Annotated in this window: 21 protein-coding genes; 9 read left to right on the top strand and 12 right to left on the bottom strand. The window is 42.6% G+C overall.

Features of this window, described 5'->3' with window-relative positions:
* Positions 1-44: 44 nt before the first annotated feature.
* From F6K46_RS12030 to gmd, 3 genes are all read right to left on the bottom strand, one after another.
* Positions 45-2246, bottom strand: coding sequence for a polysaccharide biosynthesis tyrosine autokinase (locus F6K46_RS12030; RefSeq protein ID WP_293057565.1), 2202 nt, complete (start codon positions 2244-2246; stop codon positions 45-47).
* A 504-nt stretch (positions 2247-2750) separates the two neighbouring features.
* On the bottom strand, positions 2751-3695 hold the full coding sequence (locus tag F6K46_RS12025) for a GDP-L-fucose synthase (RefSeq protein WP_293057568.1): 945 nt from the start codon (positions 3693-3695) through the stop codon (positions 2751-2753).
* Positions 3696-3872: 177 nt separating this feature from the next.
* On the bottom strand, positions 3873-4952 hold the full coding sequence (gene gmd, locus F6K46_RS12020) for a GDP-mannose 4,6-dehydratase (protein ID WP_075896638.1): 1080 nt from the start codon (positions 4950-4952) through the stop codon (positions 3873-3875).
* 939 nt (positions 4953-5891) lie between these two features.
* Here gmd and F6K46_RS12015 point away from each other — a divergent pair.
* Positions 5892-7325 carry a sugar transferase gene (locus F6K46_RS12015; RefSeq protein WP_229415185.1) on the top strand — a complete coding sequence of 478 codons (1434 nt, stop codon included), beginning with the start codon at positions 5892-5894 and terminating at the stop codon, positions 7323-7325.
* Positions 7326-7597: 272 nt separating this feature from the next.
* A complete protein-coding gene (gene hpsE, locus F6K46_RS12010) occupies positions 7598-8560 on the top strand; it encodes a hormogonium polysaccharide biosynthesis glycosyltransferase HpsE (RefSeq protein WP_293057574.1) in 963 nt (320 codons plus the stop codon).
* A 244-nt stretch (positions 8561-8804) separates the two neighbouring features.
* On the opposite strand, the gene F6K46_RS12005 is transcribed toward hpsE, so the two are convergent.
* Positions 8805-9152, bottom strand: coding sequence for a hypothetical protein (locus tag F6K46_RS12005; RefSeq protein ID WP_293057577.1), 348 nt, complete (start codon positions 9150-9152; stop codon positions 8805-8807).
* 211 nt (positions 9153-9363) lie between these two features.
* Here F6K46_RS12005 and F6K46_RS12000 point away from each other — a divergent pair, with 211 nt between their 5' ends.
* Both F6K46_RS12000 and F6K46_RS11995 read left to right on the top strand, forming a co-directional pair.
* Entirely contained in the window at positions 9364-10722 is a 1359-nt protein-coding gene (locus tag F6K46_RS12000; protein ID WP_293057580.1) for a DUF3370 domain-containing protein, read from the top strand.
* Positions 10723-11111: 389 nt separating this feature from the next.
* A complete protein-coding gene (locus tag F6K46_RS11995) occupies positions 11112-11510 on the top strand; it encodes a response regulator transcription factor (RefSeq protein ID WP_229415187.1) in 399 nt (132 codons plus the stop codon).
* A gap of 136 nt (positions 11511-11646) precedes the next feature.
* Here the strand turns inward: F6K46_RS11995 and F6K46_RS11990 are convergent, their stop codons facing one another.
* Positions 11647-11817, bottom strand: coding sequence for a hypothetical protein (locus F6K46_RS11990; protein WP_165691818.1), 171 nt, complete (start codon positions 11815-11817; stop codon positions 11647-11649).
* A 313-nt stretch (positions 11818-12130) separates the two neighbouring features.
* Between F6K46_RS11990 and F6K46_RS11985 the strand changes: the two genes are divergently transcribed.
* Positions 12131-12694: a DUF2854 domain-containing protein gene (locus tag F6K46_RS11985; RefSeq protein ID WP_293057591.1), complete on the top strand. Its 564-nt coding sequence runs from the start codon at positions 12131-12133 to the stop codon at positions 12692-12694.
* Between the two features lie 303 nt (positions 12695-12997).
* Positions 12998-14209 (top strand): transposase, encoded by a 1212-nt coding sequence (locus F6K46_RS11980; RefSeq protein WP_293057594.1) that lies wholly within the window; start codon positions 12998-13000, stop codon positions 14207-14209.
* Between the two features lie 11 nt (positions 14210-14220).
* Here the strand turns inward: F6K46_RS11980 and F6K46_RS11975 are convergent, their stop codons facing one another.
* The gene (locus F6K46_RS11975) at positions 14221-14472 is read right to left on the bottom strand and encodes a chlororespiratory reduction protein 7 (protein ID WP_044495296.1); all 252 of its coding nucleotides are present in this window, start codon (positions 14470-14472) and stop codon (positions 14221-14223) included.
* A gap of 137 nt (positions 14473-14609) precedes the next feature.
* On the opposite strand from F6K46_RS11975, the gene F6K46_RS11970 reads away from it, so the two are divergent.
* Positions 14610-16040, top strand: a complete 1431-nt coding sequence (locus F6K46_RS11970) for a YdiU family protein (RefSeq protein WP_075905732.1) — start codon at positions 14610-14612, stop codon at positions 16038-16040.
* 96 nt (positions 16041-16136) lie between these two features.
* Here F6K46_RS11970 and F6K46_RS11965 read toward each other — a convergent pair whose 3' ends face one another.
* A complete protein-coding gene (locus tag F6K46_RS11965; RefSeq protein ID WP_075896650.1) occupies positions 16137-16688 on the bottom strand; it encodes an anti-sigma factor in 552 nt (183 codons plus the stop codon).
* 205 nt (positions 16689-16893) lie between these two features.
* On the bottom strand, positions 16894-17547 hold the full coding sequence (locus F6K46_RS11960) for a sigma-70 family RNA polymerase sigma factor (RefSeq protein WP_070391151.1): 654 nt from the start codon (positions 17545-17547) through the stop codon (positions 16894-16896).
* Between the two features lie 185 nt (positions 17548-17732).
* Here F6K46_RS11960 and F6K46_RS11955 point away from each other — a divergent pair, with 185 nt between their 5' ends.
* Positions 17733-18458, top strand: coding sequence for a L,D-transpeptidase (locus F6K46_RS11955; protein WP_229415188.1), 726 nt, complete (start codon positions 17733-17735; stop codon positions 18456-18458).
* Between the two features lie 64 nt (positions 18459-18522).
* Here F6K46_RS11955 and F6K46_RS11950 read toward each other — a convergent pair whose 3' ends face one another.
* Positions 18523-19092 carry a late competence development ComFB family protein gene (locus F6K46_RS11950; RefSeq protein WP_075896652.1) on the bottom strand — a complete coding sequence of 190 codons (570 nt, stop codon included), beginning with the start codon at positions 19090-19092 and terminating at the stop codon, positions 18523-18525.
* A gap of 823 nt (positions 19093-19915) precedes the next feature.
* Positions 19916-20860 carry a M23 family metallopeptidase gene (locus F6K46_RS11945; RefSeq protein ID WP_293057599.1) on the bottom strand — a complete coding sequence of 315 codons (945 nt, stop codon included), beginning with the start codon at positions 20858-20860 and terminating at the stop codon, positions 19916-19918.
* 289 nt (positions 20861-21149) lie between these two features.
* Here F6K46_RS11945 and F6K46_RS11940 point away from each other — a divergent pair, with 289 nt between their 5' ends.
* The gene (locus F6K46_RS11940) at positions 21150-22133 is read left to right on the top strand and encodes a hypothetical protein (protein ID WP_293057602.1); all 984 of its coding nucleotides are present in this window, start codon (positions 21150-21152) and stop codon (positions 22131-22133) included.
* Positions 22134-22333: 200 nt separating this feature from the next.
* On the opposite strand, the gene F6K46_RS11935 is transcribed toward F6K46_RS11940, so the two are convergent.
* Positions 22334-22555 carry an RNA-binding protein hfq gene (locus F6K46_RS11935; RefSeq protein WP_070391154.1) on the bottom strand — a complete coding sequence of 74 codons (222 nt, stop codon included), beginning with the start codon at positions 22553-22555 and terminating at the stop codon, positions 22334-22336.
* Between the two features lie 127 nt (positions 22556-22682).
* The gene (locus F6K46_RS11930; RefSeq protein ID WP_229415189.1) at positions 22683-23945 is read right to left on the bottom strand and encodes a transposase; all 1263 of its coding nucleotides are present in this window, start codon (positions 23943-23945) and stop codon (positions 22683-22685) included.
* Between the last annotated feature and the right edge of the window lie 119 nt (positions 23946-24064).

Raw genomic sequence — 24064 nt, 5'->3', positions numbered from 1 at the left:
TGGATAACAGATTCTTGGATAACAGATTCACAACTTCCAAAGTTTTATGGCTGATTACATTCAGCCTTTTCTTGACTGAAATCTGGCGTAGTATAGTTTTCCCTGTTGCGGTAGATATAGCCGTCAGGTTCGTTTTTGAAGATTACACCATTGGTAACTAACCCCAGAACATTTTGACCTGAACTGTTGAGAATTTCCATAGCCGCATTAGCACTGGCAGAATCGATTTTTTCAGGTCGGGCTACCAGTAAAATGCCATCAGCCATTTTGCCCAAAATTGGCGCATCAGCCATACCAGCTAATGCTGGAGTATCTAAGATAACACAGTCATACTCTCGTGAGAACTTCTGCATCAGTAAAGCCATCTTCTGAGAGTCTAGAAGAGCCACAGGATTTGGAGGAATTACCCCAGCCATCAGAACATCAAGACCAGTCATTACTTCCCGTTTAGCCTGATGAAATTGAGCATCACCCACGAGAATATTACTTAAACCTAAGGAGTTAGTTAGTTCCCACAGATGATGTTGAGATGGATAACGCAGATCAGCATCGATTAGTAACACCCGGCGTCCTACTTGAGCCATAGCTGCAGCTAAATTAGCACAGACATGGGACTTGCCTTCCTTAGGAACAGAACTGGTTACTACAATCGATTGCAGTGGTCGATCAGAACTGATAAACTTCAGATTGGCTTGCAGAATTTGATAGGCTTCACCGACGACAGAGCGGGGCAAATCTCTTGGAAAAATGGGAAAAACATTCTGTTGAGACGATCCAGCAAAGTAGCTCGTACTGACCAGCTTGCCGTAATCTGGAATAACCCCTAACAAGGTATATCTGAACAAATCTTTTAATTCTTTGAGAGTATGAACCGATCTGTCTAAGAGGTCGATCAAGAAAGCCGTAGCGATCGCAACTAACATACCAGCAAAAGCTCCCCCTGCCAGGATCAGGTTGATGGGGATCGGAATCGGCTGTTCAGGAACGATCGCCTCTGAAATAACACGGGCATTACCGACATTTTGATTTTCCGCAACTCTGGTTTCTTGTAGTTTGCTTAACAAAATTTGGTAAGTTGCTTGTGCAGCAGCTACCCGTCGCTCCAGTTCCCGCTGATTCTGCTCTAGTTTCGGTAGGACTCTAGAGCGCTCTTTGTAAGATGACTGAGTATTCCTCAGAACACCTAGTTGGCTAGTGAGTCCTAAACGCTGTACCTCGGACTGAACCAATTCTGCAGTCAGTTGTTGCTGGATTGGTCCAAACTCTAACAAACTCTTAACCGGTGGCGCTGGTTGTTGGCTACCAATAACCTGGGCTATTCGCTCTTGTAGTAATTTTAATAGTGCGGCTTCCTGAAGAGCCAACTGAGCGACTGTCGGGTATTCATCGTTGAAGCGGGTGCGCTCCAGTGCTAACTGAGCTTGTACCCCTTGGAGTTGTGTCAGTGCCTCCTGGACCCCAGTAGACTGCCTTAAAGACGTAGCTGCCACAGCTTGCTGTGTATCCAGACCAATCTTATTGCGCAAGCCCTCAGACTCAGCATTTATCTGTGCTAACTGAGCCTGAAGTTGAGAAATTTCGTCGTCTAATTTGGCAATCGACCCGACTGCAATGCTAGCTTCTTGTTGCAGGTCTAATATTTTATTAGCTTCTTTGAATCTACGCAAATCCGCTTCTGCTTGGCTGACAGTAGCTTCAACTTTTGGAAGTTGTTTCTCAATAAAGTCACGAGCGGCGACAGCTTCCGCTCGGTTAGTTTGGATATCATTCTCTATGTAAACCTTAATCAGTGTGTTAACGATCCTTTCTGCCCAAGTAGGATCATAGGATTCATAGGAAATGGTGAGGATATCTGTCCCCGGAATTGGTTTGACACTCAGTTCTTTTAAAATGAACTCAGGAGATAGAAATTCACCGTTTTTATCCCTGAGGTTAAGAGCTTGGATTGTTTTTTCTATAATTGGTCTGGAAAGAATAATTTCTACTTCCGTAGATAAGGGGTCGCTCTGACGAGCAACATTATCAATCGTGCCAGTTGGATTATCAACCCCGGTCAGAGAAGAAGAATTATCTGTCTTTAACAACAGTTGAGCTGCTGCTAAATAAACAGTTTTTTGAGAGAAAACATACCATGCGGCCAGACCGAAAACACCACCAAATGCTAGGCTTGCTGGCAAAAAACGCCGTTTGAAAACTAGCCAGTATTTATGAAAATCTATTTCTTCTGAATAATCTATAGCTTCCATAATTTTTCATTAAAAAAGTTGAATACTCACTGACAAAAATTTAGTAGATTGCTCACCCTTTTTTCACCGTCAGAAGCTAGGTATTGATTTTCTCAATATATCTAGAGATAGATGCTATATTAATTAGAATAAATTATGATGCTATTGGTTACTTAAATTTGATTAAATTAGAAAAAAAACAAAACACAAAAAAAACCTATGGTGTCTAGCTTTTTTTTAGTGTTAATTTTCCATTGTTTTCGGTAATGGGTAATGGTTTGGGAGTAATCACAAGTCTCCGTTGCCCATTACTAATTACCAAACCTTACACACCAAACCTTACACTGTTAATGCTTCCAGACATGATATAAATCGTCTTTTGATTACTCTTCTAGTCAAGTCTGTCTGGCTTTTCCCTTAGAGGGCGAAGCATTTGTATACAAACTGGCATGGTTAGAGCTACTGTTTAAGCTACATATCCAGGTACAAATACTTCGCCCCTACCGACAATGAGTTTGGGTAGATTTAGCTAGCGTGTTGTCGATACCAGTCGATAGTATTCTTCAACCCCTGCTTAAACTCCATCTGAGCAGTGAAGTTAAACTCCTCCTTGGCTCGTTCAATATCCAGACAACGGCGAGGCTGACCATTGGGTTTATCAGTTTCCCAGACAATTTCTCCCTTAAATTCCATCAATTCGCAAATCAACTCAACTAAATCGCGAATTGAGATTTCATAGCCTGTACCCAAATTAACTGGCTCTGGCTGATTGTAATCCGTGGTAGCCATCACAATACCCCGTGCTGCATCGGTTGAGTAGAGAAACTCACGGGTAGGACTGCCATCACCCCACGCAGGCAATTTCATTTCTCCCTTTTGTTGGGCTTCATAGACTTTACGAATTAGGGCAGGGATTACGTGGGAACTGCTGGGGTCGAAATTATCTTCCGGACCATACAAGTTCACCGGTAACAGGTAGATGCCATTGAATCCGTACTGTTGCCGATAGGCTTGTAGCTGGACTAAAAGAGCTTTCTTAGCAACCCCATAAGGGGCATTGGTTTCTTCCGGATAACCATCCCAGAGGTTATCCTCTTTAAAGGGTACTGGTGTGAATTTGGGATAGGCACAGATGGTACCAACACAGACAAATTTTTCCACACCGGCTTCATAGGCGGCATGAATTAGCTGAGTACCCATCATTAAATTGTCATAGAATAGCTCAGCTGGCTTTTCTCGATTAAGACCAATGCCACCAACATGAGCAGCAAGATGAATGATGATATCCTGCTGATCCACAGCTCTTTGACAGTTCTCTAAAGAACGCAGGTCATAATCACGCGATCGCGGAATAGTAATCTTCTGTGCATCCGCTCCAGCTTTACACAACTGATCTACTACCTGACGTCCTAGAAATCCAGCTCCACCAGTAACTAGAATCCTCTTATTACTAAGATCTAAACTTTCCATTTATTTGTCATCCTTGCCTAGCTTTTGGAGAACTATCACCGTCTGGTGCATCGCAATGCAAGCAGGAATATACTGAGTCATTATTCAACACAAATCCTATCGATCCGGATTTGTGGTTGCTGATGTATTGCCTTGCACTAGCGATGCTACCTTCACAGTCAGTCATAGACTAACGGATTAGTCAACCATCGTAGCTACACCTTGACGGATATAGGCTTGATCATTCAACGGTTGAGTACTTTTGCCATTAGGGAGTGACAGACCCAAGGCTTGTAAATCCGCTTCTACCATTAAACCTACCAACTGCTCAAAGGTTACAGATGGCTCCCAACCTAGTGTCTTCTTTGCCTTGGTGGGGTCACCAATTAGTATATCTACTTCGGCAGGACGCAAATAACGCTCGTCAAACTCGACATAATTATTCCAATCGAGATTGACATATTTGAAGGCAATCTCTAAAAATTCCTTAACTGAGTGGGTTTCACCAGTCGCTACCACATAGTCATCTGGTTTGTCTTGCTGGAGCATCAGCCACATGGCCTTGACATAGTCCTTCGCGTAACCCCAGTCTCGCTTAGAATCAAGATTACCCAGGTAGAGTTTTTTCTGCTGACCTCCGACAATTCGGGCAATTGCTCGGGTAATCTTGCGGGTTACAAAGGTTTCCCCTCGACGGGGTGACTCGTGGTTAAACAGTATACCATTGCAGGCAAACATGCCGTAGGATTCACGATAGTTTATAGTTTGCCAGTGAGCATACACCTTAGCACAGGCATAGGGAGAGCGGGGATAAAATGGAGTAGTTTCCTTTTGGGGTATATCCTGTACCTTCCCAAACATCTCAGAAGAACCAGCTTGATAGAAACGCACGTCGATACCGGTGCGCTGACGATAGTCCCGAATCGCCTCCAAGAGTCGGAGAGTACCCATTCCCACCGAGTCAACGGTATATTCTGGGGAGTCAAAACTGACCCGAACATGGGATTGAGCCCCTAAGTTATAAATTTCCGATGGCTTAACCGCCTCTAAGATCCGGCGTAGGGTCACACCATCAGTCAAGTCACCGTAGTGTAAGAAGAACCGTGCGTTTTCATTGTGGGGGTCTACATAGATGTGGTCAATGCGATCTGTGTTGAAGGTGGAGGTCCTTCGGATAATACCGTGAACCTCATAGCCCTTTTCTAGCAACAACTCACTCAAGTAGGAACCGTCTTGACCTGTAATTCCAGTGATTAGCGCTCTTTTTGGTTCCGTCATTCTTTACTTTTCCTGTAACGTAATGTGGGCAATTTTGGTAGATATTGCTTCCCGAGAAAATCTCCCATGCAAACTTCCCAGTTTGCCTGGGAGTTAATCATCACCAGGTTAACTCAAAAATTTATTTGTGGCTGTAGTGAATTTACCGTAAATAAACTCTCAGTAAAAATTTCACATATTCTCCACAGAAAGTTTAAAATTATAGATTAATAGAATTATTGAAAGACTCAAATAGTGTTGACGCAAATTATTTTTTGGGCTAAAAAGTTGCTATTATTTTTTTATTTTAAACGATCAGGATATTTTTTTTTATTTTTTAAAGAGTTTTTTTATGCAAATCTATTTCCATAATATGGAGCATACTAGTTTAATAAATGCGTCGCCACTAAGGCAGTATTATTGCCTAGCTATCAGTAATAAGCATACCACATCAGAGGGTGTATTGAAGGTTAAAAACTTTACAAAATTATCATAATTTCCCAGGGGATAAGTTCTCAAATTTTATGAGTATGGGCAGGTTAATTAGGTTGTTTAGCCCCATGCTTTAGGATGAGGGCGACTTTGGAAACACTGGTTTAGTCAAGCATCAAACAAAATTAAGTGTACGGCTATATATTTATATAGGAAGTATACCAGTTTTTCAAAATCATCCTGTTATGGCATAATTTTTATGTATAAATAAGCTGATGGCCGTTGATTTTTTTGGCTCGCTTTATAGTAAATAGTTTGATAGCCAAAATCCTCTGAATACAATTAAAACAATTGCATCTTCAATTATTAAATAACTTTATAATTTATACAATTAAAAATATTAGCTTTTTATTTTTTATTTAAAATTTAACTAATTGCATTATTTGATAAGTATCCTATCCAAATTTTTAGCCTGAAATACCCTTGATTATTAGGTCTAATAATTTGGTTTTAATCGGATATTAATCAATGGAGTTGTCTAGGATGGGACTGCCCTTAACTGAAACCTATAGATTTGATATACGTGATCCTATTTTTGCAAAACTTCGTCGCAATACCTATGCTGTATGGCTTCGCATCGTTACATTAGTTTTCACTGATCTATTCATGCTATTGATGGCATGGTTTTTTAGTAAGTATATAAATAATGATTGGGGAATAGTCAATCAAGCAATACTAGTTTATATAGTCATACCCTGGGAAATTTTATTGATTGCTTTACAAGACCTTTATAATTCTGGTAACAAACGCCGTGACTACTTAGCTCTAGCCCAGACAATCACTGTTGCCCAGATTAGTCTACTCGTTATTGCTTGCCTGTATCAACCCGATCAATTTGTGATTCAACTAATTGATAGTTTGTTATGGCTATTAAGCCTCGCTCTTGTCTGCATCGGACGCTTAGGAATAGATTTTCTTCTGAGACGGCTTCGTAAAAAAGGCTTACTTCGCTATCCAACCCTGATCATAGGTTCACCATATCAACAACAAAAAGCAATTCAAATACTGGAAAACGAAGATTGTTATGGCGTTATTAAATTCTTCGATATTAATTTATTAGATCAATCGAACCTATCCGATTTTATTAAAGAAATTCGTGCTCTAGACGTAGCCGAAGTATTTGTTTGCTCTTGGAACAAGGTAGAAGATTATATGTTCTTTTACTGGAGTCTCAGAAACGCAGGTATCACCTTGCGAATTTTGTGTACAGACTTAGGACCTATTTACCAAAATGTGGAGATGTCTAGTATAGGTGGTGTGCCTACCATAGGGTTTTCTCCCCCTCTAATTACTGGTATTGACTTTTTGGCAAAAAGATGTTTGGATTTTGTGCTTTCTGTCTTAGGAATAATTGTGCTTTTGCCACTGTTTATCAGTATTTCCGTTTTAATCAAGCTTGATTCCCCAGGACCGATATTTTACAAACAGGAAAGAGTTGGCTTACATAATAAACGATTTAAGACTTGGAAATTTCGCAGTATGTTTGTGGATGCTGACCAACGTCTCAAAGAGCTAGAAGCTCGTAATGAAATGAAAGATGGTGTTCTCTTTAAGATAAAGGATGATCCACGGATTACCAAAGTAGGAAAAATTATCCGCCGCTATAGCTTAGATGAACTTCCCCAATTACTTAACGTTCTCTGTGGAGAAATGAGTTTAGTTGGTCCTAGGCCATTGCCAATCAGAGATGTCAATAAATTCTCTGAACACCACTTTATACGTCATGCAGTTTTACCGGGAATAACCGGACTTTGGCAAGTGTCCGGTCGTTCGGATATTACGTCTTTTGAAGAAGTGGTACGTCTAGATACTTTGTACATGGAAAATTGGTCACTGTGGCTAGATTTGAAGATTTTATTAAAAACTGCCATAGTGCTTTTCCAAAAAAAAGGCGCTTACTAGTAACCTGAGTTGGATATAACCAACTTTGTCCAGGAGTCAGGAGTGGGGAAAGGGTAGCATGGGCTCGCCTAGTGCGTAAGCTTACCGCTTGAGGTGCGCTTTCCGGATTAAGAATTAAATTCGCCACGGGTCGCACCTAAAGTACTAAAGTATCGGTTAAATTTCCTAAACCAATAACAATTTATGTCCTCAGAGAGAGATAATGTTGGTCAACACTTGGGAATATTCTCAATAATTAGTTAGGGTTATTTTTCTACAGTGGAAAAAAAAATATGGTGATTGAGTTAACTGTTGCCATCCCGACATACAACGGTCATAAGCGTTTACCAGAAGTCTTAGATCGACTCCGAGACTGTTGCCAGCAAGACCAACTGAGCTGGGAAGTTATTGTTATTGACAACAACAGTACTGACGGCACTGCTAAGCTTGTTGAGGCTTATCAAGCCAATTGGCCAACGCAATATCCGTTGAGGTATTGTTTTGAACCGAAACAAGGGGCAGCTTATGCCAGATGCCGTGCCATTCAGGAAGCTAGAGGTGAACTAGTGGGTTTCCTAGACGATGACACGATTCCATCAATGTCTTGGATAGCTGCTGCTTACGCCTTTGGCAAATCTCACCCTACTTCTGGTGCTTATGGTAGTCAAATCCATGGTGTTTTTGAAGTCACTCCTCCACCAAATTTTGATAAACTTGCGCCATTTCTAGCAATCACTGAACGTGGTTGTGAGCCATTACTTTATGAACCTCACAAAAAATTACTACCACCTTCAGCTGGGTTGGTTGTGCGAAAACAAGCTTGGTTAGAGAGTATGCCCTCTCGGCCTATTTTGACTGGGCGCACTAAGAGCAGTATGTTAACTGGGGAAGATTTAGAGATGTTGTCTCGTATCCAAGCTAAGGGCTGGGAAATCTGGTACAATCCTGCTATGGAAATTGAGCACAAAATTCCTAGCTGGCGTCTGAGACGTGAGTATTTAATTCCGTTTTTCCGTGGCATTGGTTTAAGTCGTCATGTGACCCGGATGTTGAGTGTAAAACCTTGGCTAAGACCATTGGCTACTCTGGCTTACATGAGCAACGATTTGCGCAAAATTACCTTTCACTGGCTCAAGCACGGTGGTTCTATCCAGTCGGATTTAATTGCAGCTTGCCAAATGGAGTTGTTTCTTAGTAGTCTATGGAGTCCTTTTTACCTCCTTAAACATGGGTATTTTGCTGACTATGATAACTAGTTAAAATAACTAGTTATTTTAACTTCAAAATGCTTAACAGGGGGAAGGAACTGGAAGAGGGAATTCATAAATTGCTCATAAATTGCTCATAAATTGTGATATCATACCGCAAATAGGCAATACCTAAAAATGCGATTATGGCCCGGTCGCTGCTACGCGATTGGCCGTAGGCCACGCTACGCGAACGCGAACGGAACATCGCGTTTTGCTGCTGACGTGGGATTTTCTTGAAATACTCACTGGTTTAAGCCGATTGTCTACTTATGACTAGCTCTGATAACTGATCTGAGTAGCGAGGGTGGAGCAACCCCAGTACCTCCTGTTTCTTGTAAGTGAGAGTCAAAGCATCCATAATCCCTTCCAGCCATCCTTGCCGATTTCTAAACAGCCAACGCTGTAGTTCTTTTAGGGGCATTCCAGCCACCGCTTCAGTGGGCAAAGCAGTTAGAATTTCGAGAGGGACAATAAAACCAAGAGACACTTCCCCATAGGTAACCATAGGTAATTCAGTTCCTGACTGCCAGCGTGTGCGATCAGAACGTGCCTTGGTGGAAAGTTCGGCAAGGGAAACTTGGTGGTAAAGAAAAGTCATAGTTATAGATTCAATGTTTTCCCATGCCATACTGGAAAATCCCAGCTGGCATCACTAAAACTCAGAATTCCCAGCTAGCCAACACCTGTAACTAAACACCTGTAACTAACAGAGTTTCTGAACGAACGCAGATGGCACCTTTATCAAAATCTTGGCCTGTTCACGTCTTTGTGGTTTAACCAATTTTGGTTTAACTAAAACCCCATTATCCATGCTGCCATTTTTACTAAATTTCACCCTGGCTCAAGCCACCCCAGCACCAACACCTCAATTAGAAATCGTGCAACTCCAAGAAATACGCCCTCTACCAGGACAATTAGATAATGTACCCGTATTTAACAGCAACAGTCCCGAACTAGTACAGACTGAAGGAATTTTACTGTCCACATTTCCCCCTTTTGACAAAGCCAACCCAGGGGCTCACTTAAACTTTCCATTTCAGGGGCGCTTTGATATCTTTGCCCACCATGTTGCCAAAGCAGCCACCCTAGATGATTTGCGCACCCTCTATCTAGGGATTATCCTCCACAATCCGGGCAAAGAACCAGTAACAGTAGATATTATTGAGGCAGCTAGTTACCTGAGTCAGCCTGATGCACCATTTATCGAATTACCCTCCCAAGTAGATAATTCTTCCGGTAGAGTTTATGCTGGGCCTGGTAGCCGAGTGATGAGTGATATTCTCCGTGGAGGTAGGCAAGACGGATTTCCTGCCCAATTGGTGATTCAGGCTCAGCAAAGCCGCATGTTGCTGAATCTGCCAATTCCAGTGCGAACCTTGACACCACCGATTAATGGTCGCTCAACGTTGATGCGGTTATACAGTGATGGAAAAGTATACGCCGCTAGTCTTGCTCAGTATGCACCTTTAGATAGTAATGGCAATGAACGCTCTCCTACTATAGCTCAATGGCAGGATTTATTAGAGCAAGGGGAGTTAGCTGGACCACGCGATCGCGCCCCGACTGATCCGATTGCTACTACTGGTTCAATTATCTACGGTCGAGTGGCAGGAGTAGCCCGAGGCTCTAGATGGCAAGCTCAGTTAGTGGATAATCCTACTGCTCAATCTCTAACTATTCCGCAACCGGGAAAAGCCTTTTCCTACGGACTGAGTACCCTCCATCACGGCAGGTTAGGTACTGGTCAAATTCAGAGTGCGCCGATGTTAGTCCGTTATCCAGATACCGCCTATTTTGCCCATGGTAACTATGGGGTGCAATACAGCCTGACCTTGCCACTGATTAATCCCACCGGGGATACTCAAACGGTCACCCTGGCTATTGAGACACCAATTAAACAAGATCAAATCCAGGGAGGATTAAGGTTTTTAAAGGCACCAGCTAAGCAAATATTTTTCCGGGGGACAGTGCAATTGAGCTATAAGGATGATCAAGGTTTACCTCGGACGCGCTATGTGCATTTGGTACAACGGCGTGGTGAGCAGGGGGTAGCCCAAGTTAGGTTGCAGATGCCACCCCTTGACCAGCGGCTGGTGCAAGTCGATTTTCTCTATCCGCCAGACTCAACACCCCCCCAAGTTTTAACGGTTCGGACACATCATCAATAGACCTCTTGCATAAGTCTCATAAACCGTGGGTGTTGACCAGGCAAAAGGCAAAAGCGATAGATTTTGATTTCATATTTATTTTTGCGCATAGATCCAATAAAAATCTCCCCATCTGCCCATTTCCCGCTTCTGACGACTCCCGACTCCCGACTCCCGACTCCCAACCCAAATGTAAAAAACCTAGCCCTGTGAGGATGGCAAGGTGGGGAGTATGTCACATCAGGTTATATGTATCAATGTAAATTGATATTGTAGTCAATGTAATAAATTCATGAAATGATCAGTTGATTATTTCGATAGGTAGATAAAATGTTATACTCTAACTTACTAGACTGAAAAAGTCAAACAATGATCAGTGTCTTCCTATGTTTTCCTGTGAGCATCCTGCCTTGCGAGTTCTTGTAGTTGACGACCATGAATTAACTCGATATAGCCTTCAGTTAGCATTTTCTGCTCAGGAGAATATTGAGATAGTTGCTCTTGCTAGTAACGGGAAAGAAGCCATTGATATGGTAGAGTGCCATCGCCCGGATGTTATAGTACTTGATCTACAAATGCCTATGATGGATGGTCTCAGTGCAGCCACCCGGATCAAAAGTCTAGAGCCAGACACTAAAATTATTGCCTACTCTTCAGTAGAAGACCCCCAAATTGAGGTGATGAGCCAAACTGCTCCCGTTGACATCTTCTGTAGGAAAGATGTTGCCACCTCAGATCTAATTAATTTAGTTAGGAAAATGGGGAGTGATAAAGTTAACTGTCTAGAACCACTAGCTAAAATCAGCTGAGAAAGGAAAACTAGAATAAGGCGCTGCTAAACTAAGGAATTATGCAATTATAGTCAGCTGATTTCCTAATTATTTATTACCTTCAGTTATTCAATTAATCAGCAACGCCAATTTTTTTAGGAATCAGTTAGCCTTTCTATTCGGGGAAAGTACGCTTAAATTCATCGATTAGATCATCGAGTTCTTCCAGAGCCTGATTAACATCAATTCTGAGGGTTCCCAAATCGGGTTGCTCCAGAAGCCGTAACAAGGATTCCCGTTTACTCGTGATTAAGGTAATTCGCTCCTTAATTTTTTCCAACTCCATTTTTGACTGTCTCTTATTTACAAGAATTTTATGATAACGATCAGATTTTATCATAAAAAGGGGGAATAAGGTATTTAAGAGAAAGACTTGGTGCAATTATTAATTCGTTCTTACTTGCCTGGAGTCGGGAATATCGGTCAAGCCAGTAATCAGAGTATTGGGTTGATGTAATGATGGGAAGATGGGGGATAGGGCAGATAGGAGTGGATAAAATTCACCCAAAACCATATATTGGTAATTTTGTCAACTTCTATGACTTGACCACCACTCTATGATAATAAAACTGGAGTTATTTCTGTTATATAGCTAAATAATGTTACCCCGAACTTCCCTAGGAACTGTAGGTCTAGTCATTGGTGGATTACTGACCGTAATCGGCTTTGTTGCCTACGCTACCGATAATGCCACCCTGAATCTAGTGGGATTCTTTTATGGAATTCCGATTCTACTAGGTGGTCTTGCCCTCAAAGCTGCGGAGTTAAAGCCTGTAGAATTAAGCCAAGCAACAATTCCTGAAGTCCTGACGCTGCGAGAGCAAAGCGCCACCCCAATCCAAAACCAGATTCGCAAAGACGTAATGCGATATCGCTATGGTCAAGAAGCCCATCTAGATAGTTCCTTGGAAAGCCTGGGTTTATCTCCTACTGATGAAGAAAGACCTGTGTTGATGGGGTTACGAGAAACTTCGGTGGATGGTGCTTATGCCTTAATTCTCGAATTTGATTCCCCACTAATTCCTTTTGAGACTTGGCTCAAAAAGCAGGAAAAACTGGAAAACTTCTTTGGACCTGGTATTAGAGTAGATTTAACCGAACTTGAAGAAGACCAGGTGGATGTAGCACTAGTGGCAATACCCGAAGAAACCACCAGCGTCTAAAGACCTTACCTTTAAAGCTCCCCACTGTTACCTAGACGGGGATTCTCACTTTAAACAGTCTGTCATATACCGCCCCGTGACGCTGAGCGCCGAGTTGTTGCCTAGACATCGGCGCTCAGCGTTGCTGTTCTGTTGCCGGTATAGTTTTTACTAGAAAACCAAACACTTTCAGCCCCGCGTCTAAAGACGCGGGGCTGAAAGTGACTAGCGACTTTAGTCGCCGTGAAAAAGTTTGAAATCTAACCTTGACAGTTTTCGCTGGACGTGTTAGCGTAATGTTCTAATAGAAGAGGTCGAGTTCTGATGATCATAGTAGAGCTTAAAGCATACGGTAAGCCCCATAAATATCAAGCAATAGACGAAGCAATTCGGACGGTTAAATTTATCCGTAATAGCTGCATTCGTTTATGGATGGATAACAAAGGGACAGGGAAATACGACCTTAGCAAGTACTGCAAGATACTAGCTAAAGAATTCCCTTTTGCCAATGAGTTAAATTCTACTGCTCGACAAGCTGCGGCTGAAAGAGCATGGTCATCAATTTCTCGCTTCTTTGAAAACTGCAAGAAAAAAGTACCTGGGAAGAAAGGCTATCCCCGTTTTCAGAAACACTGTAGGTCGGTTGAGTATAAGCAATCAGGATGGAAACTTTCTTCTGACACAAAGTCAATCACTTTCAGTGACAAGAAAGGAATCGGAAAGCTTAAACTTAAAGGTACCTGGGATTTGTGGCGTTTCGACAAAAAGCAAATCAAACGGGTTCGCATTGTAAAAAGGGCGGATGGCTACTATGTTCAGTTTTGCATCTCTGTCGATGTAAAAGAACAACTAGATCCAGTTGATGCCACTGTAGGGTTAGATGTAGGGCTGAAAGAATTCTATACCGACTCTAAAGGCAACACCGAACCTAATCCACGTTTTTATAGAACAGGAGAAAAGCGTCTAAAGTTTTATCAACGCCGAGTATCTCGCAAAAAGAAAGGCTCATCTAACCGCAAGAAAGCCGTTAATAAATTAGGCAGACAGCATCTTAAAATAAGTAGGCAGCGTGAAGAACATGCTAAGAGACTAGCACGTTGCGTAATCCGGTCTAACGACTTGGTCGCCTATGAAGATTTAAGAGTCAAAAATTTGGTTAAAAACCATTGTTTAGCTAAATCTATTAACGATGCAGGTTGGTATCAATTTAGAAAATGGTTAGAGCATTTTGGTCAGAAGTTTGGTAGAGTCACCGTTGCGGTAAACCCTGCCTATACAAGCCAAAATTGTTCAGAATGCGGCGAGGTAGTAAAGAAGTCACTGTCAACCAGAACTCACGTCTGCGAATGTGGCTGTGAACTAGACCGAGATCACAACGCCGCAATCAATATCTTAAAAAGAGCCTTGGGTACGGTGGGGCACACCGGAACCTGGATCATAGATCCGAACTCTTCGGGAGATCTGGCCTCTACTGTTCTTGGTTCCGGCCAGGTTCAGCAAGTCGGGTCGTTGAGCGAAGAATCCCCGCGCCTTTAGGCCGGGGAGTGTCAAAGGCGCACTACATACCATTGTAAATACTCTCCAGGTCCTACATCTAATTCACAGCTGGTCTCCATCAAATACTGTCCTTGCTCCTCTAAAGAGGTCAAATGTTGCAAATCCCTTGGCAAATCATCCTGACGATTTGCCAAGATTGCCATTAACTTTGACTTTAACTCCATTGGAGTCAGAATCACCTCTGGCTGATTAGTTTCGAGAACTACATACCCATCTTCCTGGAACATTATAGAATTAGGCATATCTTAGATCAAATCCACTTTCTTCCTTCGTTCACAATCTTAGATGGTTTATCATTCTTTGGGTCTTTGTGGTGAATAAAAAAACTATTCCTTTGCAAACCTATTCCCTAACAGCTACAAAACCCTGATCGATCGATATGTTCCTTTCTCTCAACTACGAGCCAGCCTTAGAATCCCTCGGATATGACTATTTTGACGAAGTAGCAGCAGCAGAATTTCCTAGGCATATCCTGCGGTTTCGTAACGACCAATTGTTACCCCGTATTGGATTAAATCCCCAAGACACTAACGACCAAGACTTTATCCAAGCTTTCGGTAAATTTCAGGGAGTTCGACCCTTTTTAGCCCTGCGCTACCATGGCTATCAATTTGGTGAATATAACCCTAGACTAGGGGATGGCAGAGGTTTTCTCTATGGTCAAGTAAGAGGTATTGATGGGGAACTTTACGACTTCGGTACCAAAGGCTCTGGCACCACACCCTACTCCCGAACTGCTGATGGTAGACTGACCCTCAAAGGAGGGGTGCGGGAAGTACTTGCAGCTGAAGCGTTGCACCATCTTGGAGTTTTAACCTCCCGCTGTCTGAGCCTGATTGAAACTGGTGAGCAACTATGGCGAGGTGATGAACCTTCTCCAACTCGCTCATCAGTGATAGTACGTTTTAGCCGTTCCCATATCCGGTTTGGTACCTTTGAGCGACTGCATTACTTTAAGCGTCCGGATTTAATCAAAAAGCTATTAGACCATGTAATTGAGCAGTACTACCCAAGCATAATCCCCCTAAAGGAGGATAACAAACATGAGCAGTATGCTCAGTTTTACGCTGAGTTGGTGGAACGAGTGGCTCGATTAGCAGCCCAGTGGATGGCAGCGGGTTTTTGTCACGCTGTCTTAAATACCGACAATATGTCGATTACTGGAGAAAGTTTTGATTATGGACCATTCGCCTTTATCCCCACCTATGACCCTAAGTTTACCGCTGCTTACTTTGACTATTACAGGCGCTATAGTTACGGCAATCAACCTGGAATTTGTCAGTTAAATTTAGAAATGCTTCAGCAACCGTTAGGGATGGTAATCCCAACATCGGAGATGGAAGCAGGTTTAGCCGAGTTTGGGAAACATTATTACCGCAATTATCGGCACTTGATGCTGAATAAACTGGGATTTGAACAGTTGCCAGAGTCGGAAGAGTCAGAGTTATTGAGGTTAACGATTCAGTTCCTGCAAGATACTCAGGTTGGTTATCACGCTTTCTTTGCTGAATTAGCCCAACAGTTTGATAAGAGTTGGCGAGATGATGTTACTCAGATAATGAGCCGAGAATCTTTTTGGGAGTCAGAGGCTCAGTATTCATCCCTAGCAGATTGGCGCAATTTATACTACCACCTTTTACAAAATTTATCAGTTGATCAGCTCAAGGATATGTCAGCACTTCTGCGAGATAAGAATCCGCAAACTGCTTTACTCAGACCTGTCATTGAAGCAGTTTGGGAGCCAATTACTCAGGAAGATAATTGGGAGCCATTTTATGAGTTGATCACGAAACTACAAGGTAAACAATGAAAAAGCTAAACACTGAAATAGTGATTAGTTCCAAGCTGAGGCAAGAACCCTTTATCCCAATTTACTTATCCCAATTTACATTTATCCCAATTTAATTTAATTCAAATTAGGATTATTGACATTTCCCTTAAATTCTGGTAATACAGACGGTCTAGGAGATGACACTGGAGCTAATGGTATCTCAAGCAGCGGTCGATTCAGAGCAATCCTGAGGGGTTCTGCTTTCGGGGATGGAGTTACGTTATTCGCTATCTGTGGCACTGGTGAGGGGCCATTAGGCACAATCATCGAAACTGCACCGACAAACATGGCAGCAAGGGCAGCACCACCCCAAACAAATTTTCGGCGATTCCGGCGGCGGTCAATTTTTGAGAAAACTTGCTGTGCCAGTTCTTGAGCTGGTTGCTCTGTTTGTGGGACGGGCATGGTTCGGAATGCCTGACGTAGCATCAGCAGTCGATTGTATAATCGTTTGGCATCTGGGTCAGTTGCCAATAGCTGCTGCACATCAGAGCGCTCTGCTGATGTTACTTCCCCATCAACGTAGGCACTGATTAATTGAAAGCGATCGCGTTTGAGGGAATCCATATCTTTGGCAGATTCCTGCCCATAAGTGTTATCAGGGTTAGGGTTAAATTTAGAGGTCATTTTCTCATCACCAACGAGTCATCGTAAACTCCCCACACTAGATCTCCCATATTTTTTATTTTAAGGGAATAACCAATACAGGAAATCCTGCTAATAGATAAAGATCTGATCAAGCAAGTCTGGTTAAATCAGGGGCTTTAGATAAAGATATGATTAAGCAAGCCTTGTAAAAATTTGAGATATTATTAAGTAACTATACTGATGTTTAGGAATCTAGATAAGCTTGCAGGTGAGATTGCAATCTCGCTCTTGCTCTAGCAATTCTCGACTTAACGGTTCCGAGAGAAGCGCCAGTAATTTCGGCAATTTCTTCATAAGCCATACCTTCGATTTCCCTAAGGATGATGGTAGTACGAAACACTTCTGGCAACTCTGATATTGCCTTGTGCAGTTGCTCATAAAACTCTCTGGTCGTCATATCTTCTTCTGGACCAGGCTCTGCTGAAGCAATTTCCCAATCCATATCGCCATCATCCATATGACGTGGTGCATCCAGAGACAGGGGGTGGGCTACCCGCTTGCGTTTGCGGAGCTCATCATAGAAAAGATTGGTGGCAATACGGCTTAACCAACCTTTGAACTTGACTGGTTCATTAAGTCGTTTAATATTACGGTAAACCCTAATCCAGACCTCTTGGGCTAAATCGGAGCGATCTTGCCAGTCTGGTGCTAAGTGATACAAAATCTTATCCACGTGGGACTGATACCGACGTAGTAGCTCAGCAAAGGCTGTGCGGTCAGGATTCATACCTTCCTGACAGCGTAAAACCAAATCATAGTTAGAGAGTTTCTCAGGTTGCACCGGCACTTGAGGAAGTGTTACCTCTGTTGACCAGGATAGAGAAATTGGTTGACTCATGATTGGAATAGCTTCTAAAACTTTCTTCCTCTCATTGACTCCCAACTTCTGCGATTGGTTCCCGCTCATCGAGCACTAGTCTATGTTACATTTTCACGCTTGTAGTGGACTGAGCCAGCAAACAGCCAATTAACTATTAAATTAACTAGTCATTCCCAATTAATTAACTATTAAATAAATTAATTATGGCCATAAGCAACTCAATTAACACCAGCTTAATGATATTTTGCTTTGGGTCAGCAGGATTGTTAATCTCAGCTAAACTACCACAGCTTAACCTGAAGCAACTTACACCTGAGATTAGCCAGGTCTTGCCAGCAACCTCTCGGTTGACCATAGCACGACTCGATACAGATAAGACGCTGACAAAAACCTCTTCAGTATACCCAGAACTGGAACCGTTGTCATCCGAAAAAACAGCCTCAGATCTGATAAAACCTCAGGTAACGCTAAAGAGACTGAAATCAAAAATTCCCAAGGTTTTACCAGCCACTTCTTATTTTACTGACGCAATTGCTGCTATTACTTACCAGGTAGTTGTGGATTTGAGTGATACTACGGTCTATTTGTACTGGGGAGAACAATTGCTCCAGAGCCACCCAATTGCTATTGGTAAACCCGGTTGGGATACACCCACTGGCAGTTTCAAAATTATTCGCAAACAACCCAACCCTATTTGGAAAGAACCGATTACTGGTGAACTCATACCTCCTGGACCTGATAATCCTTTAGGAGAAAGGTGGATTGGTTTTTGGTCTGACGGACACCATCAAATCGGGCTTCATGGCACTGATGAAGAAGAGCTAATCGGCAAAGCGGTTTCCCACGGCTGCTTACGGATGCTCAACCAGGATATTAAACAGTTGTATGAGCAGGTCAGTCTAGGAACACCAGTAATTGTGAGAAATTAAACATCTCAACTCCAAAAATTGTACTTTAAAATTTTTTTTTTAACCATAACCTGTTAACACTGACTCAACGTAATCCATGTAATCCATTTGAGCGCTGAGGCTTGGGCTCAAAGCCTGGTGCACAGCCCTCTAACATACTACTAATCTGTCCCATCAGATCTTTGCTGGTTTTTTTGCGGATTGCTTGGCGATCAGCGCCAAAATCAGGTCGCTCTAGGTATTTGGCTATGGCATCCTTGACTTGATGGTTAATTAAATCCATTAGGTCTTGCTTTGCTCTTTTACGCTGGTATTGAGCACCTTTTTCGGTAGTGGCATAGAGAGGGGGCAGTCTATTGAGGGCATAGGCAGCAATATCTCCTACCTCCAGAAAGCGATCGCTCTTGTCTTCTATCTTGGTAACTTGATCAATTGCTTCGCTTAATACCAACTCTTCCATGACATTGATAAACTGCTTGCGAGCAACTGTAACCACCTCACCAGATAGCAGCGCCCCCATCAGCTTGTCTAATGCCATATATTCTTCAATGGAGAGTTCCGAAGCTGTGTCACAAAGGCGACCGACCTCACTCTCCATCAGGGGAGTTAAGTAGCCATCTTTCAACGCTTTTTCTACAATTTGCTCAATTCTCATGAGTAGATTTAATAGCTATTGATTTAATTGTCAAAATAATTAATAGTATAATCTAGGAATTTAGCTTCGTCTTGATCTGATTAAGCTGATACCGATGGGTGAATCTGGGGGATTTCGTGAAGCGGAGTCAGTGGTTAGTGGGATTTGCTAGTAAAATCAAAAAAAGTAAGTTAGCCATAGGGCTTTATACCATGACTAACTACAAATACGAGGAATTTATGGAGTAGTGGTCAATAACCACCCTTGTCCTAAGGCCAGGACAAGTGAACAGCTAACCCATAGGGAACCGGCAAGAGGAAAGAAAATTTTTCCCTCTTGCCCATTCCCTTTAACCTTTAAGCTTTACCTATGATGAAAAATGTGCTGGCTTAGTTATTGTATAGGTGATCCACTTAAGTGATGGGCTGGGGTCAGTTGACACTCCCCGCCCTGGAAGGACGGGGATTCTTAGTTCTTCGACATGCCTTAAAATTAGTTATCCAGCAAAGGCAATGTTTAAGCCAAATATCCGTTAAAAACCAAATATTGAGCTTAATTTAACTAACCCCAGTGGGCTTATCTCCCTAAGCGTTGAGTTTCCTCAGTTTCCGTGTGCCCCACGGTACTTTCATCTTTTAAGATTTGCTTTACTGGTTGTCGGTATCAGCGCTTGATCCATACGTTTTTAATGAGGTTTTTCGCGCCTCATGTACTAGCATCGCTTTACGTCGTTAGTTTGTTGACAGTACCGACGAATCCTGTCTGTGCTAGGCTACCTTTTTATTATACCACAGTGAACAAAAGCCGTCTGCCGAAGGACGGGGCTTGAGACCCACTTTTTCGGTCAATTCACACCTTGCCATCTCCAGGGTACCGGGTCAACCGACTGACCGTGAACATAGAGACCCCAATGTAGATGAGGACCAGTGGAAGCACCTGTAGAACCAATGGTACCAATGACCTGGCCAGCTTGAACAAAATCCCCCTCTTTAACTTTAATTTCGCTCAAGTGCAGCATGATACTGAGTACCCCTTGACCATGGTTAATCCCTACGGTGTTGCCATGAACCCGGAAACCTTCAGACTCTCGTCCCACTAGTGCTATCTGTCCTGCTGCTGGTGCTACTACTGGTGAACCGAAGCGACCGGCATAGTCAACACCACGATGGTAGTAGTTTTTAGCATAGACACCGTTGTAGTAGCGACGAACACCGAAAACACTGGAGACACGAGCATTGTTGGGTCTATAGAATTTACCATTCCAGAATTTTTCTGGGGTCAATAATTTTTTAAACTGGGCAACCCGATTTAATTCAAGCTGGGTTGCTGGGGCAGAGGCTTTGCCAGACAGCCAGATGCGTTGGACAGGGAAAGACCGATTCTGAAGTGGTACAGCTATGTTGTTGACTTTACCATCACCAGCCACCCGCAAAACCAATTTTCCTGGTTTATCTAATGGTGTAGTGGGTACTAAAGCTCGATAACGATTTGTCCCTGCTGCAAAGGTAGGATAGGTCTTTTGACCCATAGAAACGGTTGGTGCTGAACCAACTGTTTCGGTTTGAATTACCACTGACAAAGTATCGCCTAACTGGGGATTGTCTGGTTGAACTTGTACCTGTAAAGCTTGCACTGGTTGGCACAGGGCTACAAAACCCGATGCCAGGGCTATTGCTGTCGTTGTAATCAGGCGTTTGGCAAGGTGCTTTGCACTCAGAAGTGGGGTGGGACTAGAAGGAGAATAGTGCTCTAGCCCTGATAGTGAGCCATGAGAGGATAGTAATTTCACTGACTTATACAAAGCGCGACTATAGATTTTTATTCTTTAGCTACTGGGGCATAGACTATCATTTAGCCCAGTGTGTTTCCAATTCCATCTAGTTTGCAGATGAACCGGACCAAAGAAGATTGAGTCAGGTGCCATCATAAAAGGACATCTAAGTAAGGTCGATAGTCTATCACACTAACGGTTAGGCTAACTCGGTCGATGGATGCTCTATATCAATCAATACCAAACTATGAAATAGTTTTTTTTAAGGGTAACTCACGATTGCCAAACTAAGTCGAGGTTTAAATTAATGGACAGTTGGATCATCAAGCTCCATGACTTCATTGGTGAAATCCCCTTCCTGGTGATTTCTTTAATTACAGCCGTAACATTTTGCTTTTGGTTAATTCCCTACACCACTGATTTGATGGTGAGCTGTGCAGCGGGTCTTGCTGGTGACTATTTAGGGCGCGAGCAACGCACCTTGGTGATTAACTCAAGTACCAACAATCCTGAGTTACTTTTAATGCTTGTCTCACTGGGATTAGGTAGGCTAGGAGGGATAGCTACCCCACTAGGGTCAAATTTTGCAAACATTTATCTTATGTTTTTTGTTGCTCCATTATTTGTTTTATTTAAGTGGTTTTTCAAGAGGGATTTCAATAAGATATTAAATCTCATGACTCTAATCAATCGTGAAAAAAAGTTGGTAATTTGGCATTCAATTATGTCCTTAACTATGTTTGGATTTGCCAGTATAGCCTATTGGTGCCTAACCGGAGGCTTTCAGTTTAATTATTTATCAGAAGACATCCCATTAAGAACATGGCACTGGTTATTAATCGGAGTGTTGATCTGTATAATTGGGATTGGGATATTTGTGTATTTTGAAAATAACTTGAAAAAGAAGCGCCCAGGATTATTTGAAGATATCACTGAGGAAGATTTTGAGTCAAACTGGTGGAAGTTTTTTTTAGGGACTATATCCCTGACGGTATTATGTTATGTTTTAAATGCCTTATTCTTGGCCTATACTGAACTATATAGTTCAGTATTAAGTCAGTGGTTGGGCTCAGCAGTGTTTGTAGGTTTACATTATTTTATTGGTAGTCTGATCTCTTCTTTACCAGAAGCGAATGTGGCAATAAAAAACTATGAACGTCTAACTTCACCGGATCTCAATACAGCCCTAGCATCAGCAAGTCAATCGAATATGACTAATCTTGCCCTGGGATGCTTCGGCTGTATTATCGCAACTATATTGTTACTGACTGGACTAAGCTATAAGTTGTAAATCAAACTTCAGCCTTTAGCCTTTAACCTTTAGCAATCAGCTATCAGCTATCAGCTAAAGGCCACGCTACTGTTCTCGCAGCACCTCAAGTAGCGCAATCGGTGCTTTTAGGTGCGACAATAAGCGCGAATTTAATTCTTAATGGTAAGAGCGTACCTTTGAATAAAATAAACTGACCACTGACGGCTGAATGGTTACCTTTAGGCTTTAGGTGCCTGTGGCTTTAGATAAGCGATCGCATGATAAGGGATCATGATGGTCTGCTGATCTTGAGTGATCAGACACAGGCAGTTTTGATCTTGCCAGCACAATTGCCCGCTAAAGGAATCTCCAGTGAGAAGTTTTAGCTCTAGGAGTTGTTGGTCTTTGATATAGCCTTGAATTTGACTAATACTGGGCAAGCCGGTATCGAATTGGGCCATAATCACAAAAAATCGTGGGATGTGTGGGAACCCTAACAATCATAACCAATCATACTTGGCCAGGAGGGTTTTTGGCGTTTTGGGCAGCATGATCAGAAACAGTATTGTGACTTCTCCCGACGCCGAATCAGAGATTACGGCGCGGGCTTCTCAACCTCACGACTGAGACTTTCTGCGTAGCACTTACCTGTGAGTTACACTCACCCGGCAGTACGCTATCAGCAGACAGTTTCCTTTCCCCGTCGCCCACGGGTACTTTTTCCAATCCTCGCAATCTAATCACCTGAGCCGCTGCATGATCTCTATGAGTTCGATAGCCACATTCAGGGCAGATATGTTCTCGTTGACTGAGCAGTTTCTGTGCAGTTGCCCCACACTCTGGACAGGTTTGACTGGTTCCACTAGGATCTACTCTTTCAAAGTAGCCACCTCGTTTCCAACAAACCCATTTGAGTAAGTCGAGGAACTGTCCAAAAGAAGCATCAATACACTCTTTTCGTAGCATTCCTCTATTGAGTCCAACTGTGTTGAGATCTTCGGCAAAGATAGTCTCTGCGTGGTCACACAAAAGATGTGCGGTTTTCAGGTGAAAATCCTTGCGAGTATTGGCAATTTTATGATGTAATCTTGCCACCAGTACTTGTGCTTTTGAGTAGTTCTTAGAACGTTTCTGTTTTCTAGCTGCTCTACGTTGCAGTAATTTCAACTCGCCTTGTAGGTGCTTTAAAAACTTGGGACGTTCTACTGTGAAACCATCAGAGGTTGTCAAGAACTTTTCGAGTCCCAGATCAATCCCAATTGCGCGACCGCCAGGTGGATTATCTGGGATTTCTACGTCTAAAGCAATTGTGACAACAACGTACCATTGAGTATGTCTGGCTTTCGACAAAACCCTAACTTGCTTGACTTGGAATCCATCTGGAATCGGTCTATGCAGGTTGATTGTGACTTTCCCAATCTTGGGGAGATCTATCACGCCATTCTGTATCGGGTTCTTTTTGAACTGTGGATACAGAAATGACTTGAATTGACCAGATTTTTTGAATCGAGGAAACCCAAAACCACGAGCACGAAAATCATCCCAGGTATCATGCAGCCTACGAATTGTTGTCTGCAATACCTGAGAATGGACTTTCTTGAGCTTTGGATTAACCTTTTTAGCTATCGGGAGGTTGTTTTGCTGAAGATGATAACTCGGAAATGGAGTATTGGCTGGGATGATATATTCTTTCGACAACGAACATCTGTCTGATTCACATTTTCGACTCGCCAACCAGTCTTTCAACTCTCTCAAAGCATAGTTGTAAACCCCCCGACAAGTCTCTAACCATTCAAGCATTTGAGCTTGTTGGTCAATACTTGGATAGATACGGTAGGAGTAATTCATCATCAGCATAGAGAAACTGTACCATAAACACACAAATCAGTCAATGTATTTTTCATCCCCTTGATGGGGATGAAAAATACTGGGGGAGTCCATGTATGCCGTCGGCATACATGGACTCCCCC

The organism is Moorena sp. SIO3E8, assembly GCF_010692445.1.
In the GTDB taxonomy this organism is placed as follows: Bacteria; Cyanobacteriota; Cyanobacteriia; order Cyanobacteriales; family Coleofasciculaceae; genus Moorena; species Moorena bouillonii.
This window is presented reverse-complemented; position numbering and strand designations above follow the sequence as displayed.

Coding starts and splice junctions, on each gene's coding strand:
- F6K46_RS12030 (WP_293057565.1), bottom strand. CDS start 2,246: ATGGAAGCTATAGATTATTCAGAAGAAATAGATTTTCATAAATACTGG.
- F6K46_RS12025 (WP_293057568.1), bottom strand. CDS start 3,695: ATGGAAAGTTTAGATCTTAGTAATAAGAGGATTCTAGTTACTGGTGGA.
- gmd (WP_075896638.1), bottom strand. CDS start 4,952: ATGACGGAACCAAAAAGAGCGCTAATCACTGGAATTACAGGTCAAGAC.
- F6K46_RS12015 (WP_229415185.1), top strand. CDS start 5,892: ATGGAGTTGTCTAGGATGGGACTGCCCTTAACTGAAACCTATAGATTT.
- hpsE (WP_293057574.1), top strand. CDS start 7,598: ATGGTGATTGAGTTAACTGTTGCCATCCCGACATACAACGGTCATAAG.
- F6K46_RS12005 (WP_293057577.1), bottom strand. CDS start 9,152: ATGACTTTTCTTTACCACCAAGTTTCCCTTGCCGAACTTTCCACCAAG.
- F6K46_RS12000 (WP_293057580.1), top strand. CDS start 9,364: ATGCTGCCATTTTTACTAAATTTCACCCTGGCTCAAGCCACCCCAGCA.
- F6K46_RS11990 (WP_165691818.1), bottom strand. CDS start 11,817: ATGGAGTTGGAAAAAATTAAGGAGCGAATTACCTTAATCACGAGTAAA.
- F6K46_RS11985 (WP_293057591.1), top strand. CDS start 12,131: ATGTTACCCCGAACTTCCCTAGGAACTGTAGGTCTAGTCATTGGTGGA.
- F6K46_RS11980 (WP_293057594.1), top strand. CDS start 12,998: ATGATCATAGTAGAGCTTAAAGCATACGGTAAGCCCCATAAATATCAA.
- F6K46_RS11975 (WP_044495296.1), bottom strand. CDS start 14,472: ATGCCTAATTCTATAATGTTCCAGGAAGATGGGTATGTAGTTCTCGAA.
- F6K46_RS11970 (WP_075905732.1), top strand. CDS start 14,610: ATGTTCCTTTCTCTCAACTACGAGCCAGCCTTAGAATCCCTCGGATAT.
- F6K46_RS11965 (WP_075896650.1), bottom strand. CDS start 16,688: ATGACCTCTAAATTTAACCCTAACCCTGATAACACTTATGGGCAGGAA.
- F6K46_RS11960 (WP_070391151.1), bottom strand. CDS start 17,547: ATGAGTCAACCAATTTCTCTATCCTGGTCAACAGAGGTAACACTTCCT.
- F6K46_RS11955 (WP_229415188.1), top strand. CDS start 17,733: ATGGCCATAAGCAACTCAATTAACACCAGCTTAATGATATTTTGCTTT.
- F6K46_RS11950 (WP_075896652.1), bottom strand. CDS start 19,092: ATGAGAATTGAGCAAATTGTAGAAAAAGCGTTGAAAGATGGCTACTTA.
- F6K46_RS11940 (WP_293057602.1), top strand. CDS start 21,150: ATGGACAGTTGGATCATCAAGCTCCATGACTTCATTGGTGAAATCCCC.
- F6K46_RS11935 (WP_070391154.1), bottom strand. CDS start 22,555: ATGGCCCAATTCGATACCGGCTTGCCCAGTATTAGTCAAATTCAAGGC.
- F6K46_RS11930 (WP_229415189.1), bottom strand. CDS start 23,945: ATGATGAATTACTCCTACCGTATCTATCCAAGTATTGACCAACAAGCT.